The organism is Lacticaseibacillus parahuelsenbergensis (assembly GCF_030770265.1).
Lineage (GTDB): Bacteria > Bacillota > Bacilli > Lactobacillales > Lactobacillaceae > Lacticaseibacillus > Lacticaseibacillus casei.
In genome coordinates this window covers 484,135-497,450 of the sequence record NZ_CP132482.1, presented here as the reverse complement: position 1 = coordinate 497,450, position 13,316 = coordinate 484,135, and the positions used below count along the sequence as shown (strand labels likewise).

The 13,316-nt window shown below is 49.5% G+C and carries 12 protein-coding genes; 5 read left to right on the top strand and 7 right to left on the bottom strand.

Annotated elements, in window-relative coordinates:
• Positions 1–52: 52 nt before the first annotated feature.
• Positions 53–1,075, top strand: a complete 1,023-nt coding sequence (locus LACPH_RS02305) for a zinc-binding alcohol dehydrogenase family protein (RefSeq protein WP_274784388.1) — start codon at positions 53–55, stop codon at positions 1,073–1,075.
• Here the strand turns inward: LACPH_RS02305 and LACPH_RS02300 are convergent.
• A complete protein-coding gene (locus LACPH_RS02300; protein ID WP_274784387.1) occupies positions 1,072–1,938 on the bottom strand; it encodes an aldo/keto reductase in 867 nt (288 codons plus the stop codon). The genes LACPH_RS02305 and LACPH_RS02300 overlap by 4 nt on opposite strands.
• 226 nt (positions 1,939–2,164) lie before the next feature.
• On the opposite strand from LACPH_RS02300, the gene LACPH_RS02295 reads away from it, so the two are divergent.
• Complete coding sequence (locus LACPH_RS02295; RefSeq protein ID WP_274784386.1) at positions 2,165–2,605, top strand: MerR family transcriptional regulator; 441 nt, start codon at positions 2,165–2,167, stop codon at positions 2,603–2,605.
• Positions 2,606–2,665: 60 nt separating this feature from the next.
• Here the strand turns inward: LACPH_RS02295 and LACPH_RS02290 are convergent, their stop codons facing one another.
• The 5 genes from LACPH_RS02290 to LACPH_RS02270 form a co-directional block, all read right to left on the bottom strand.
• Positions 2,666–4,021 (bottom strand): APC family permease, encoded by a 1,356-nt coding sequence (locus LACPH_RS02290; RefSeq protein ID WP_274784385.1) that lies wholly within the window; start codon positions 4,019–4,021, stop codon positions 2,666–2,668.
• Positions 4,022–4,023: 2 nt separating this feature from the next.
• Positions 4,024–5,151 carry an amidohydrolase family protein gene (locus LACPH_RS02285; protein WP_274784384.1) on the bottom strand — a complete coding sequence of 376 codons (1,128 nt, stop codon included), beginning with the start codon at positions 5,149–5,151 and terminating at the stop codon, positions 4,024–4,026.
• A 70-nt stretch (positions 5,152–5,221) separates the two neighbouring features.
• On the bottom strand, positions 5,222–6,565 hold the full coding sequence (locus LACPH_RS02280; protein ID WP_274784383.1) for a glutamine synthetase family protein: 1,344 nt from the start codon (positions 6,563–6,565) through the stop codon (positions 5,222–5,224).
• A gap of 258 nt (positions 6,566–6,823) precedes the next feature.
• On the bottom strand, positions 6,824–7,576 hold the full coding sequence (locus tag LACPH_RS02275; protein WP_274784382.1) for a gamma-glutamyl-gamma-aminobutyrate hydrolase family protein: 753 nt from the start codon (positions 7,574–7,576) through the stop codon (positions 6,824–6,826).
• Between the two features lie 85 nt (positions 7,577–7,661).
• On the bottom strand, positions 7,662–8,396 hold the full coding sequence (locus LACPH_RS02270) for a class I SAM-dependent methyltransferase (protein ID WP_274784381.1): 735 nt from the start codon (positions 8,394–8,396) through the stop codon (positions 7,662–7,664).
• 183 nt (positions 8,397–8,579) lie between these two features.
• Here LACPH_RS02270 and LACPH_RS02265 point away from each other — a divergent pair, with 183 nt between their 5' ends.
• A complete protein-coding gene (locus tag LACPH_RS02265) occupies positions 8,580–9,593 on the top strand; it encodes a serine hydrolase domain-containing protein (protein WP_306387202.1) in 1,014 nt (337 codons plus the stop codon).
• 126 nt (positions 9,594–9,719) lie between these two features.
• Here LACPH_RS02265 and LACPH_RS02260 read toward each other — a convergent pair whose 3' ends face one another.
• Entirely contained in the window at positions 9,720–11,453 is a 1,734-nt protein-coding gene (locus LACPH_RS02260; protein ID WP_274784379.1) for a pyruvate oxidase, read from the bottom strand.
• Between the two features lie 438 nt (positions 11,454–11,891).
• Here LACPH_RS02260 and fba point away from each other — a divergent pair, with 438 nt between their 5' ends.
• Both fba and LACPH_RS02250 read left to right on the top strand, forming a co-directional pair.
• On the top strand, positions 11,892–12,773 hold the full coding sequence (gene fba / locus LACPH_RS02255; RefSeq protein WP_010493008.1) for a class II fructose-1,6-bisphosphate aldolase: 882 nt from the start codon (positions 11,892–11,894) through the stop codon (positions 12,771–12,773).
• 172 nt (positions 12,774–12,945) lie between these two features.
• Complete coding sequence (locus LACPH_RS02250) at positions 12,946–13,218, top strand: type II toxin-antitoxin system RelB/DinJ family antitoxin (protein WP_274784378.1); 273 nt, start codon at positions 12,946–12,948, stop codon at positions 13,216–13,218.
• The last annotated feature ends 98 nt before the right edge of the window (positions 13,219–13,316 follow it).

The window sequence follows — 13,316 nt, the reverse complement described above, 5'->3', positions numbered from 1 at the left end:
GCTAACATAAAAGGTGAAAGGTTAAGCAAGCAAACGAAAGGAAGTCTTTTTGATGAAAGCCATTGGATTTACGCAGCATTTGCCGATTGAACAGGAAAATAGTTTAGAAGATTTGACGTTACCGACGCCAACACCTGAAGGCCACGACTTATTAGTGAATGTCCGGGCAGTTTCGGTGAATCCGGTCGATACCGGAACGCGTGGCGCAGGTCATGCACGCCTTGCCCAGCCGAAGATCATTGGTTGGGATGCCGTGGGGATTGTGACCGCTGTGGGCCATGACGTTACCCGGTTCCACGTAGACGATCGGGTATTCTACGCCGGCAGTTACAAACGTTCCGGCAGTGACGCCGAATATCAATTGATTGACGAGCGGATTGTCGGTCACGCTCCGGCTAAGCTCACCGATGCCCAAGCCGCCGCCATGCCATTGACCAGTCTCACCGCATGGGAAGCGCTGTTCGAAAAACTGCACATCCCACTTGATAACAAAAAGGAAAATCGTAAGCATGCCATTTTGATCATTAACGGATCAGGTGGAGTTGGTTCAATGGCGACGCAACTTGCCCACCTCGCCGGCCTGCAGGTACTCGCCACTGCCTCACGCCCCGAGTCACAAAAATGGGTACGGGAACATGGCGCCGATCACGTTTTGAATCATCGTCAGCCATTACCGCCACTGTTAAAAGCAGCCGGCTTCAAAAATGTTGACTACATTCTTAACCTCTCGCATCTAGACGAACATTGGAACGAAATCGCCACCATGATTCGTCCTGACGGGTGGGTTGCCGCCATTACGGAAAATCGGCGCGGTATTGACTTACAAAAGTTGACCAAAAAGCGGGCCACGTTTGCCTGGGAGTGGATGTTTTCGAAGTCTTGGTATGGTTATGATCTCGCTTCCCAAGGGATCATTCTCGACAAAGTTGCCAGCTTACTCAATGACGGCACGATTCAATGCACCTTAGCCAAGACACTACAGCCGTTGAATGCTGCCAACTTGAGGAAGGCGCATGCACTGGTCGAATCCGGTCACATGATTGGCAAGGTCGTTGTTGCCGGTCCGTGGGCTTAGCTCAATCGATCACTGTAAACCGGGAATGACTGATATTTGCCATAGTTGGTTAGCGGCTTCATCTGCTTCAGCATCGTCATATCATCGTCGCTGATGGTAAAATCAACCTCTGCATTAGCCTTCATGTGGTCAGGGTTAACGGTTTTTGGCAGCGGCAGTAGGCCCAGCTGCAGCAGATAGCGCATGCCCAACTGCGCAACGGAGACTTGATACTTAGCCGCCATTTTCTGGATGTCCTTATTCTTGAACATCTCGCCGTGGCCGAATGGCGAATAGGCCTCGACTAATATCTGATGCTCTTGCGCAAAGTCAATCGTTTTGAACGGTGTCTGGGTAATATGCGCTAAAACCTGATCAACCATTGGAGCAATTTCAGCATGATCCAGCAGGTTCTTGAGATCGGTGGGATCAAAATTGGAAACTCCGATGGCGCGCAATTTGCCGGCTTTATAGGCTTCTTCCAATGCCCGCCAGGCTTCCAGATTCCCCTCGAAGTACCGCTCCGGTTCATCATATTTGGCCCATGGCTTCGGTGCATGGATGATCATCATGTCCGCATATTCCAGATCAAGCTTCTCAAGCGAGCCGTCGATAGCTTTGACGGCCGTGTCGTGGTCCTTGATCTCGGCCGCGAGCTTGGTGTTGACGAAAATATTTTCACGCGCCACGCCGGATGCCCGCACACCTTCGCCAACCCCGGCCTCATTCCCATAAGCCTCCGCCGTATCAATATGGCGGTACCCGACATCAATTGCTTCATGAACGGCCTTTGCCGCTGCATCATCCGAATCAATCATCCAGGTGCCAAAGCCGATTTTGGGAATCCTGACCCCATTCGTTAACGTATATGTCTCTTCCAACAAGATAGCCTCACTCCTTTTAAAAAATTGCTGCACATTGCTCATCACGTGCGATGTAGCCATAACAGCATTTTTTCGCCGACAAGGGCATAAAAAAGACCGATGAACGCAATTTTGCATCAATCGGCTTACGTGCTACACTCACTTTATCCCCTAAAGTCGACTTTAGGGCAAGTCGTTTCTTTTTGCAATATGTCTTGTCATCTCGTAAGGAAACATGGAGGCTTTCATGTCAGTTTCATACACCATCGGCGAAGTTGCCGCAATCACCCATCTATCCGTCCCGACCATTCGTTACTATGATAAGGAAGGACTCATCCCTGACCTGCAAAAAGATCAAGCAGGTGTGCGGTGTTTTACCGACCAGAATCTTGGCGCACTGGAAATGATCAATTGCCTTAAAACGGCGGGTATGTCGATTAAGGATATCCGCACGTTTATGCAGTGGAATCTCGAAGGCGACGCCACCCTCACCAAGCGGCTGGACTTCTTTAATCAGCTCCACACCGCGGTCGAAAACCAGATGAAGCAACTGGAACAAACGCTCAACACGATTGAATACAAGCAACACTATTATCGCCAAGCCGTTGCAGACGGCACTGAAAAGTACGTCAAAACCGGCACTGCCCATGCTAAAGCTGTTACTATTGAGCAAGAGCGGCGAGATTAAAAAATGCGCTGACATTTCAACATGTCAAGCGCACTTTTTTTCGTTAAACTTCAGAAAAAATCAAAAATCTTCCAACCGCGTCTCAACTTTTCGCCGCTTGGTTGCGACCCATAGGCCAATCAGGAACCAGACGAGGGCGATGTAAGGAAAAGTATTCATCGGAAACGCCGGAATCGGCCAGAGACTCGTGTAAATCGGATAAATGAGTACGAGAATCCCGATCACCGGTGCCAGCACATGTTTGAACATCGACCGGCCTTTGTCTTTGCGGAAGTAAACGATCGCGCCAATATTCACCAACACGTAAACCGTCAGCAGCCCCAGCATCCCAATCGTGCCAAACCAGTTATACATATCGCTGGCACTCACACCCAAACCGATCGCGAAAATAACATACACAATCAATGCGAGTCCGGTAATGCTGTCAAGCGCATGCGTCGGCGTCTGCTTGTCTCCGCTTTCTACCGCCAGCCACGGATGCAGATAACCGCTTTTACCTAACGCCTCCAGCATGAACGCGCCGGCATTAAGCGCTCCGAAATAGCAGGCGAAATAACTGACCATCGCCGCGAAGTCCATGAAAATCGCAGCATTGGTTCCCAAATAATGGGTCGCCAGGAAGTTCATGGGTGCCGTGCTTTTCGCAAGATCGCCAATGTGCGCGGAACCGAAGCCAATCACTTCGGCGTAACTAACAAGAAAATAGAAAATCGCCGCAAAACTCACGGCACCCAGCAAGGCAATACTAATCGCTTTACGCGGATTCGTGGCGCGCGGGGCAATAGTCGCCGAGCCTTCAAAGCCGGCAAAGGACATCAGCGCAAATACCATGCCCATCCCTAAACCGGTCGCCATATGCGGCTGCGGAATTAACGGCTGCACCGAGTTACCACTGCGACCGCCGGAAAAAATAATCACGACCGTCAGCACACTCAAAACCAATACCGCCAGCAATTCAAGGACCAGCGTCAAGCGCGTCGAAAATTCAATGCCTTTATGACTCAGCCAGCCGCCCAGCAACAAAACCAAAATGTTGTAGAGATTTACCGGTAGATGTACGCCTAAATGACTGAGAAAGACATTGGCAAAGTTGCCGACAATGGCGCCGGAACTAAACACGAACGTCACGTACGTCAACACCAATAACCAGCCGGAAATGAAGCCGGCCTTTTCACCAAGTGCTTTGGCATTATACGCATAAGCCGAGCCATCGCCGGGAATCCGCTTGCCCAGTTCCACGAACGAAATCGCCACAAACAAGACGCCAATACCGCCAAGCAAAAAAGCGATTGGCATGTTGATGCCGGCATTGGCGGCGGCACTTGCCGTATTAAACGACATCGCCCCAGTTGGCGCCACCATTGCAATCGAGAGTCCGAAGACCTCAAGCAAGGTTAATTTTTTGCGTTTTTCCATAACTAATTCACAAACTCCTCTTCTTGGTGGTAAAGCTTGGCCGCTGTCTGCCAGCAAATCGCGTTGATCCAAGCTTTTTTCTGCGCCAGATCGACAAATGGCAGGGAGGCAAAATGCCCGATCAGTGCCTGTTTGAATTGTTGCGCCGCTAACCCATACATTTCCGGATACGTGCTGGCATCGGAGGCAAACAGCAACCTTGTGTAAGGCGCCAGTTCGACTGCTTCATCAAAAACCCGCTGCACGCCGCTGGGGCCGAGATTGTCCAGCAGCGAAATGTCAAAATAGACATTCGGAAAGACACTGGCTAAATAGCCGGCTTCGCGATGATACGGATAGCAATGCAGTAAAACCACTTTGAGTCCCTTTTTGGCAAAGGCATTCAGGAAATCGCGCATCAATAATGGATTACCTAGGTACATGTCCGTGTCCGCGTCGCCATAGCCAACGTGAAATTGCAGCGGCAGATCCTGCGCCATGATCAACGGCGCTGCATGGTACAGGATGTAATCGATAAGCGGCTTGGACGTTAACCGTTTGACTCCGGAGTTCTTCCAGGTATCAAACCCAGCCGCGGCTTCCATGAGATTAACCGGTTCAATGTGCAACCCCACGCGGTAAGCTGCAATCGATTTGAAGCCGACATAGCCATGTGCCTTCGCCTGTTGAATGTCCTGACTAAAAGCCTGCCACCAAGCCGCAAAATTGTCTGATTTCAGCATGAACGTTTCAGCATGCGTTTCCAGACGATAAATCGCCTTCACCGGCACACCGGTTAGCTTAGCAGTTTCATCTAAGTCGAGAATCGCGTCATCCGGCACAAATCCGGTATCAATCAGCAATTCTTTAAAGTGATAATGACCGAAAATGCGCTGATTATAAGTGGCATAACCCGGATCATTCATCGCTGCCAGCGGGTGCTTGGCATCAAGGGCAAATTGCTTGGCTACAGCTAAAAAGCCGTGATAGGCCAAGCGGTTTTTGGTATCGGCGAGCGGATAATCATTGTCCGCCTCTGTCGACACCTGCGCCAACCGTTCGTCGCGATTCGGCACTTTCCCGTTAATTAAGAAATGACAGTGATGGTCCAACAATGGGACTTGGTCGACAAACTCCGTTAGGTCGTCCAAAATGTTTCCTCCTCATGCACAGCGGTCACCATTCATGATGATGGCCGAAATTAGTTCTTCAACTTGCAATTCAATATAGCTCGCGGTGCAATGCCGCAATTTTCTCTAATGCTAACTTCGAATAATATTGATCGTCTTCGCGCTTGATTTTGGCGTAAGCATCGATCAGTTGCGGACCGAATACGTCGTGGAAAAGCGAATCGGTCACGAACGCGTCGACCGCCTGGTTCAATGACTGCGGCAGACGGTGAATCCCCATCTCATTGCGTTGGGCTTCGCTTAACGTTGCCGGATCCACATCACAATAATCACCCGGTTGCGTCTGGTGCTGAATACCATCCAGCCCTGCTGCCAGTAAGCCAGCAAATGCCAAATACGGATTTGCCGTCGCATCGCTCGCTTTCAGCTCAATGTTCATCGAGCTAGCCGGATCGCCCCACGCCGTTGACGGAATCCGCACCGCCGCCTCGCGATTGTCCTTGCCATAAGTCGCATAAGCGCTGCTCCAATGCCCCGGAGCCAGCCGCTGATAGGAATTCGCCGATGGACAGGTCAGCGCCAGCAAGCCTTGAATATGTTTCAATACGCCACCGACAAAATACTGACCGGTCTTGGATAGCTGCATCGGCGCGTCTGCATCGAAAAAGGCGTCTTCTTGTCCACGCCACAACGATAAATGAATATGCGCGCCGGAGCCAGCCGAATCGACAAGGGGCTTCGGCGCAAAGGAGGCATACAAGTCAAAATCTGTGGCGGTGTTTTTAATGATCCGCTTGTAAATCACTTCATTGTCTGCCGCGGTCACCGGATCCTGCGGCAACATGCTCAATTCGTGCTGGCCAATGCCGCCTTCCGGATAGTAGGCATTCGGCATAATCCCGACTTGTTGCAGTTGATTGATCGTTTTAAGAATGAACGGATAGGCAAAGTCCATGGACTCCGTTGAGAAGGCAACTCGCGGCATCGCCGGTTCGCGATGATCCTTATCCCCGGTGAACAACTCGAACTCGTTTTCATAAGCCATTTTCACGGTGAAGCCTGCGTCAGCCAACTGCTTGACCACTCGTTTCAGAATGGTGCGCGGATCGGAGGCATAAGGCGTTTTATCAAGATTATAAATATCGCCCATTAAGGTTGCCACTTGCGGCATGTAAGGCAGCACATGCGCCGAAGCAGCGTTCCCGATCAACCGCAATTCACCAATCGGCGTCATGTCGGCGACCGGCAAAATGGTGTCACGTTCACTGACATTCAGCGTTGCTTTGGTCAAGCCGATCCCGTCAGCCAGCTTGGCTTTCAGGCTGGCCAGCGGAATCACTTTTCCCCGTGTCAGCCCGTTATAGTCCACGTACAAAAACTCAATCAGCTCGGTTTGCTTCTCCGTGAGCTGCTCAATAACGGCTTCATCGTCCATTCCGGTTCCTCCTCATATGCTCCGGTCCCATGCCTAATGGCTTCATTAAACAACAACCGTTTTGTCAATGCTACTCGGCTTCAATCTTACATGATTCTAGCTAAAAGAAAAGATTTTCTGAAAATTGTTTTGGGGCTTGTCACTACTAATTGCGATTTGACTGTAACGCACCACACAGAAAAACCGCCTCATGAACGAGACGGTTTTCAACGGATACGTTTAACGGGGCACTTTTTACGATTCATCGAACCGCAGAAGTCACTTCTGATGATCCGCAACACGTTTCAAAAAGTCCTGGAAAACAACGAGCTGTTGCGGATCTTCCTGCTGCCACATGTTTTCGGGATGCCACTGAACACCTAAGAACAGATCGTTGTCCGTGGACTCCATTCCTTCGACCACGCCATCCGGCGCAACGGCTGTCACCCTCAATCCCTTGCCGACAGTCTTAACTGCTTGGTGGTGGCGGGAGTTGACTTTAATGGTCTCCTTGCCGTACAAATCAGCCAAGCGACTACCAGGCGTTAATTCGGCATGGTGGGTCGCAAACTGACCCAATGTGGCTTGGGGATGTTGAATTTTCAAATCAGGATATTGCTGTTCAAGATCCTGATACAACGTGCCGCCCATGGCAACGTTCATGATTTGGATCCCGCGGCAAATGCCAAAAATCGGCTTGTTCGCCGCTAAGGCTGCCTTAATCAAGGCAATTTCGAACAAATCTTTTTGGTACAGCGTCATGCCGATCTTGGGATGCGGTTCCTCGCCATAGAGCGTCGGATCCACATCCGGGCCGCCTGGCAGCATCAGGCCGTCGATCAAGGCCATATCATCTTGCGCCAGCTGTTCGGTCTGACTGACATCATCAGGAAACGGCAAAACGAGCGGGAGCGCACCAAGGTGAATAAACGCCTCTTTGACATCATGGGGCACATAGGCAGGATGATTATTCGGCATCACGGGATTGACTTCGATCAGTTCGTCTGTGGGAATACCAATTCTTAGTTTCACGAGCGATTTCCTTCTATTCATTTTAGTTTTGATTTCATGAGTATACGCCGTGAAAGGATTGGCGACAATAGACAGGCACGACTGCTCACGCCGTTTTGGTCGTTGCCACAATCAGCATCATCGGACGGCGCAACTCATCCGCCATGCCAGGAATGGTTTTAACCATTTCAGCAGTCGGCGTCGGCTCAATCACGCGATCCAGTCGCAGGTGGTTGTCGAGCAAGGTATTCAAATAGGTCGTCAACGTCCGATGGTATTTTTTGATTCGATGGCCTAAGAAGTCGGTTTCCCGTTTGCTCTCGTCAAAATAACGATCAACCGGCCAGTATCGATTGTGGCCCTGCTCGTCCGTGACCCACTCCTCATTGCCTTGGGCCGTAAAAATCGGATGTTCCACGGACATGACAAATTGCCCGCCAATTGGCAGTTTGTCGCTGATCTTGCCGACAAGTTCGGCGTAATCGACAATGTAATGAATGGCCAACGAGCTTAAAATGACATCAAACTGCCCCGGCAATTGATCGATGGCCTGCATGTCCAGCCGGCGATACGCGATCCGCTTGTCATCCGTCAGCTCAGCGGCCTTGGCAAGCATTTTGGCTGACGTATCGATGCCAAGCACACTTTTAGCGCCATGATCAGCGGCATAGCGACAGTGCCAACCATAACCGCACCCGAGATCAAGCACCCTTTTACCGGTAAAGTCCGGTAAGACCGTCTTCAACGCATGCCACTCCCCCGCCCCGGCTAAACCTTTTTTCGAGCGATCCATTTGGCTATATGCCTTGAAAAAATCCGGATTATCATAAATCGCAGCCATCTGTGTTTCCTCCTTCAGTGATTAAGGCCATCATCGCAGTCAAGGCAAGATGATGCAACCGGTATGGCAAGTAAAACCCTCAATTAGACTTCCATTGGCCAATGATGATATTTCAGTTTGAAAAGCATCGGGATGCATGCTATCGTTGCCTCAACGTTTTTTCGGCTAAAGGGAGGCCTTCTCGTGACAGATTGGAACGGCTATCAAGCTATCAATGAAAAATATCATCTCAATGGTGCCACCATTTTAGTGGATGCCAATAATCAATTGTCCCACTGGCAAAACGGCATGGCGGATTTTGCGAAACAAGAACCATTCACAATCCACACTACTAGCGGTTTAGGATCGTTAAGCAAGCAATTTACGGCCGACAGCATGCTGCTGTTGGATGCGGATGGGGCGCTGAACATTGACGCGCCGTTGTCGGAATATCTGCCGGAATATCGGTACGCCAAGCAGATCACCTTGCGCCAGATGTTGCACATGGCAAGCGGCATTCCCGACTACACTGAATTGTTGTTAGCCGAATACACCAAAAAGATGCCGAACGCCAGTGAATCCCATTTAAGCTACCCGATACTGGAAGATCTGGCTCACGGTGATGCCCTTCAACAAGTCCTTGACTTATTGAACCGCCATCCGCTAGATTTTGCGCCGGATGAAAAAGGCGCTTACTCAAATAGTAATTATTTCCTACTCGGCCACATCATTGCCCAAGTTGCCGATATGCCGCTGGGGGATTTCATCGAACAGCAATTTTTCCAGCCGTTGGGAATGACCCAAACCCGTTTCGGAACCCAGACCGCCGAGGCAAATAGCTACGATGATCTAGATTTTACCAACGGCCAACCAGTGGCTTTAGGTCGCGGCGATTACACCGGTGGCGATGGCGCCGTGGTCAGTTCGATCACCGATTTGGCTAAATGGGCGCAAGCTACCTTGCATCAGCAGATTTTACCTGCGTCAGCTTGGCGTGAAGCATTAACGTTGACGCACGATTTTTACGGCATGGGCTGGATGAAGTCAAAAACGCCGGGATGGCTGGCGCACAACGGTCACGTCTTTGGATACTGGGTCTACTTTGACGTTTTATTTGACAAACAGTTAGCGCACATCACGTTAAACAACATGTCGCCAGGCACTGAGGCGCGTAAAGCATGGCATAAGGAAATGGCTACGTGGCTGTCAACTTTATAACAAAAGCGCACGTCTTCATACTAAATGATTTATGAGCAATAGAAAAAGCGCGAGTTTCCATTTAGAAAATTCGCGCTTTTTCTAATGAGTACATTCCTTGCACTGTCATTAACAATTGAACTTCTGTTAGAAGAACTGCCGCATAATGTCCTTCAACGGTGGCATGGATGGAATCTTCCAGTAATTTTCAAGATACTGGGACCCATACTTCATGTAGCCCTTCGCTTCCTCACCGACAATTTTGCCTGGTAGCGGGGCGTCGTCTTGAACGTAGGTATTGATCAAAACCGGCTTCTCCGTTTCCTGATAGGCTTTGGTCAACGCTTCCTTGAACTCGTCGTTGCTGTGGGCTGTGTAACCAACGCCCCCAGCAGCTTCAGCAATCTTGGCATAGTCCATGTCCGCCAAATCAATTTCATAATTCAACTGACCGGCACTTTGCTGTTCATATTCGATGAACGCTAATTTCTGGTTGTTCAAAACAACCATGATAATGGGCAGCTTGTACTTAACAGCCGTGACGAAATCCTGCATGACCATGGCAAACGCGCCATCACCAGCCACACTGATATTTTGCCGCTTCGGGAAAGCTTCAGCCCCGGCAATCGCACCCGGCAAGCCGCAACCCATCGTGCCTAGCCAAGCCGAAATGGTGTATTTCTGCGTTGGTTGAACGTTTAGAAAACGGGCACCCCATGACGTCGACGTCCCGACATCAACTGAGTAAACCGCATCTTTTGGCGCGGTTTGATCAATCGTGGCAAAGACTGCTTCCGGCGAGGCTGGGTTCGTGGTCAATAGACGCTTTTCGGCCATCCACTTGTCCCAACTTTCCATATTCTTCTGGCAAGCTTTCAAGAAGCGATCGTCATCCCGTAACGATCCCTTGGCATTCAGCTCGGTCAAAAAGTTTTCGACATCACCGTCGACCGCCACATCAACCGAGTACCGCTTGCCCAGATTTTCTGGCTGCGTGTCGATTTGGACACATTTTGCCTGTCCTTCATCAGGTAAGTAAGGTGTATACGGGTAGTTGGTACCGATCATGAACAGCAAATCAGTTGCCTTCATCGCTTCATAAGCAGGTTTGGTGCCGAGCTTACCGACATTGCCCAGACTATTAGGATGATCATCGGCAACTGTCCCTTTAGCCGGCATCGTTTGAATAAACGGGATGTGGTTAGCCTCAACAAACTTTTGAACCTGTTCCCCGGCATGTTCCGCCCCACGGCCGATCAAAGCTAATGGCTTCTGCGACTTCTGCAATAGCGAAGCCACATCATCCAGCTGCTTAGGATCAACTTCCGGCACGTTCAACGCAAAGGCCGCAGCACTGTCGCGATAACTCGTCGTTTCCTTTTGATCCGGCAAATCATCTGGAATCGTCAAAACCGCTACGCCTTTTTCCGTAAACGCGGTTCGAATCGCCGTGTCGACAATCTGGCCTAAATTATCCGAAGCCATGACCGTTTTATTGTAAACCGCCACGTCATCAAAGAGCTTAGGGGTATTGACTTCCTGGAAAAAGCCTTCATTCAAATTGCTGGTCGTGACTTGTCCCAACAATGCCAAAACCGGGGCGTGATCCATTTTGGCGTCATACAACCCGTTCAACAGATGGATGGCACCCGGGCCACCAATTGACAGGCAGACGCCCAAGCCGCCAGTCAGCTTGGCCGTTGCCGAGGCAGCTAGTGCCGCAACCTCTTCATGCCGAACCTGAACGAACTTAATCTTGTCTTGATGGCGGCGCAACGCATCAACGGTCGTATCAATCGAATCACCTGGCAGGCCAAAAACGTGCTTCACTTGCCAATCCATCAAAACGCTGACTAACTGATCTGCTGCTTTTGTTGCCATATCAAGATCTCCTCTTTTGACTATTTTTTCGTGTGAACAACTCAATTGTTCTCAATCTGTTACTATCTTCACCTTAGTTCTTTGATTTCTATGGTCAATCATTCTTAGCAAGGTTTCATTTATACTGGCATAATTTGCTTGTGAAAATACAATCTATTTTTGGAGGTTAGTAATCAAATAGCGCCTAGAACTAGCGTGATAAAGCTGTTTTATTTTTATTGTTTTTAAAGTCGCTTGTGAAATCCGCTACGTAGTGTATGAATCGATCATTCGAATAATGAGAGCGTTCTCATTATTTGGCGAGGACAATGATGACTGGTTCCCGCAAAACCCGTCACTTAAACCGTCAGGATCTCATCATTTTCTCGCCCTTTTCTCTTGCAATCTATGGTAGAATACAACGGTTGTGAATTGTATATTTCGTAGGAGGATATCTACATGCCATTAGTTAACGCTGCAGAGCTTGTAAAAGCTGCACATAAAGGTCACTACTGTATCGGTGCCTTCAACACCAACAACTTGGAATGGACCCGTGCCATTCTCGCCGGTGCTCAAGAATTGAACGTTCCGGTTATCATTCAGACTTCCATGGGTGCTGCTAAGTACATGGGCGGCTATGAATTTTGCCAAACCATGATCGAAGCAACGGTTAAAGCCATGGGCATCACCGTTCCGGTTGTTATCCACTTGGACCACGGTAATTACGAAGCTGCTAAGGAAGCCATTGCTGCCGGCTACAACTCCGTTATGTTCGACGGCCACGACCTCGACTTTGAAGATAACTTGGAAAAGACCAAGGAAATCGTTAAGCTGGCTCACGCCAAGGGCATTTCCGTTGAAGCCGAAGTTGGTTCCATCGGCGGTGAAGAAGACGGTGTTGTCGGCGAAGGAGAATTAGCTGACGTTGAAGAAGCCAAGACTTTGGCTGCTACCGGGATCGACTTCCTGGCAGCCGGCATTGGTAACATCCACGGCCAATATCCAGACAACTGGAAAGGCCTGCACTTCGACCGCTTGCAAGAATTGAACGACGCCGTTAAGATGCCACTCGTTCTTCACGGTGGTTCCGGTATCCCTCAAGAACAAGTTCAAAAGGCGATCACCATGGGTATTTCCAAGTTGAACATCAACACCGAATGCCAACTTGCCTTTGCTAAAGCAACCCGTGAATACATCGAAGCTGGCAAGGATCAACAAGGCAAGGGCTTTGACCCTCGTAAGATGCTCAAGCCAGGCACCGATGCCATCACAGACACCTTCAAGGAAATCACCGGCTGGATCGGCAACAAGCCTGTCAAGATGGTTCCTGAAGCACTTTAATTTCACCGATTTTAAGGTTTCATCAGTCCATTCGCGTTTGGTGCGGGTGGACTTTTTTTAATTCAGTTTTCATTGAGGATTTCTCGAACTCTTCATGGCATTTATAATGGGTGACAATATAGCCGGTTTGGCGTCATAATAAAGCAACAATGGCCTAAGGAGGTTGGCAGCAATGGCATCTCGATCACGCATTAACGTTGAAGTTGATATAGAAACAAAAGCTCGCGCTCTCCGCGTCATCAATAGTATGGGATTAGACATGTCCTCTGCCATTAATATGTATTTGAAGCATATTAGCGACAGTGGTGATTTGCCATTTACCCCTGAGATAATTGTCGAAGGCCAGCTGCAAACTGCAGAAGCGGATGTCAAAGCTGGCCGGACCAAAAGTTTTAAGACGGTCGGCGCTTTACTGAAGGATTTGCACAATGATATTGACGACTAATCACTCAAGATAAGTTGTTCTTAACGGCAGACTTCTATTGCATCTTCAGCGAATCCGCATGGCTGCCGATCAAAAAGCACGTCACTTCAACAAGAGGT

Bases quoted from the DNA above. Each gene is read 5' to 3' on its own strand.
- LACPH_RS02305 (WP_274784388.1), top strand. From the start codon at position 53: ATGAAAGCCATTGGATTTACGCAGCATTTGCCGATTGAACAGGAAAAT.
- LACPH_RS02295 (WP_274784386.1), top strand. From the start codon at position 2,165: ATGTCAGTTTCATACACCATCGGCGAAGTTGCCGCAATCACCCATCTA.
- LACPH_RS02290 (WP_274784385.1), bottom strand. From the start codon at position 4,021: ATGGAAAAACGCAAAAAATTAACCTTGCTTGAGGTCTTCGGACTCTCG.
- LACPH_RS02280 (WP_274784383.1), bottom strand. From the start codon at position 6,565: ATGGACGATGAAGCCGTTATTGAGCAGCTCACGGAGAAGCAAACCGAG.
- LACPH_RS02270 (WP_274784381.1), bottom strand. From the start codon at position 8,396: ATGGCTGCGATTTATGATAATCCGGATTTTTTCAAGGCATATAGCCAA.
- LACPH_RS02260 (WP_274784379.1), bottom strand. From the start codon at position 11,453: ATGGCAACAAAAGCAGCAGATCAGTTAGTCAGCGTTTTGATGGATTGG.
- fba (WP_010493008.1), top strand. From the start codon at position 11,892: ATGCCATTAGTTAACGCTGCAGAGCTTGTAAAAGCTGCACATAAAGGT.
- LACPH_RS02250 (WP_274784378.1), top strand. From the start codon at position 12,946: ATGGCATCTCGATCACGCATTAACGTTGAAGTTGATATAGAAACAAAA.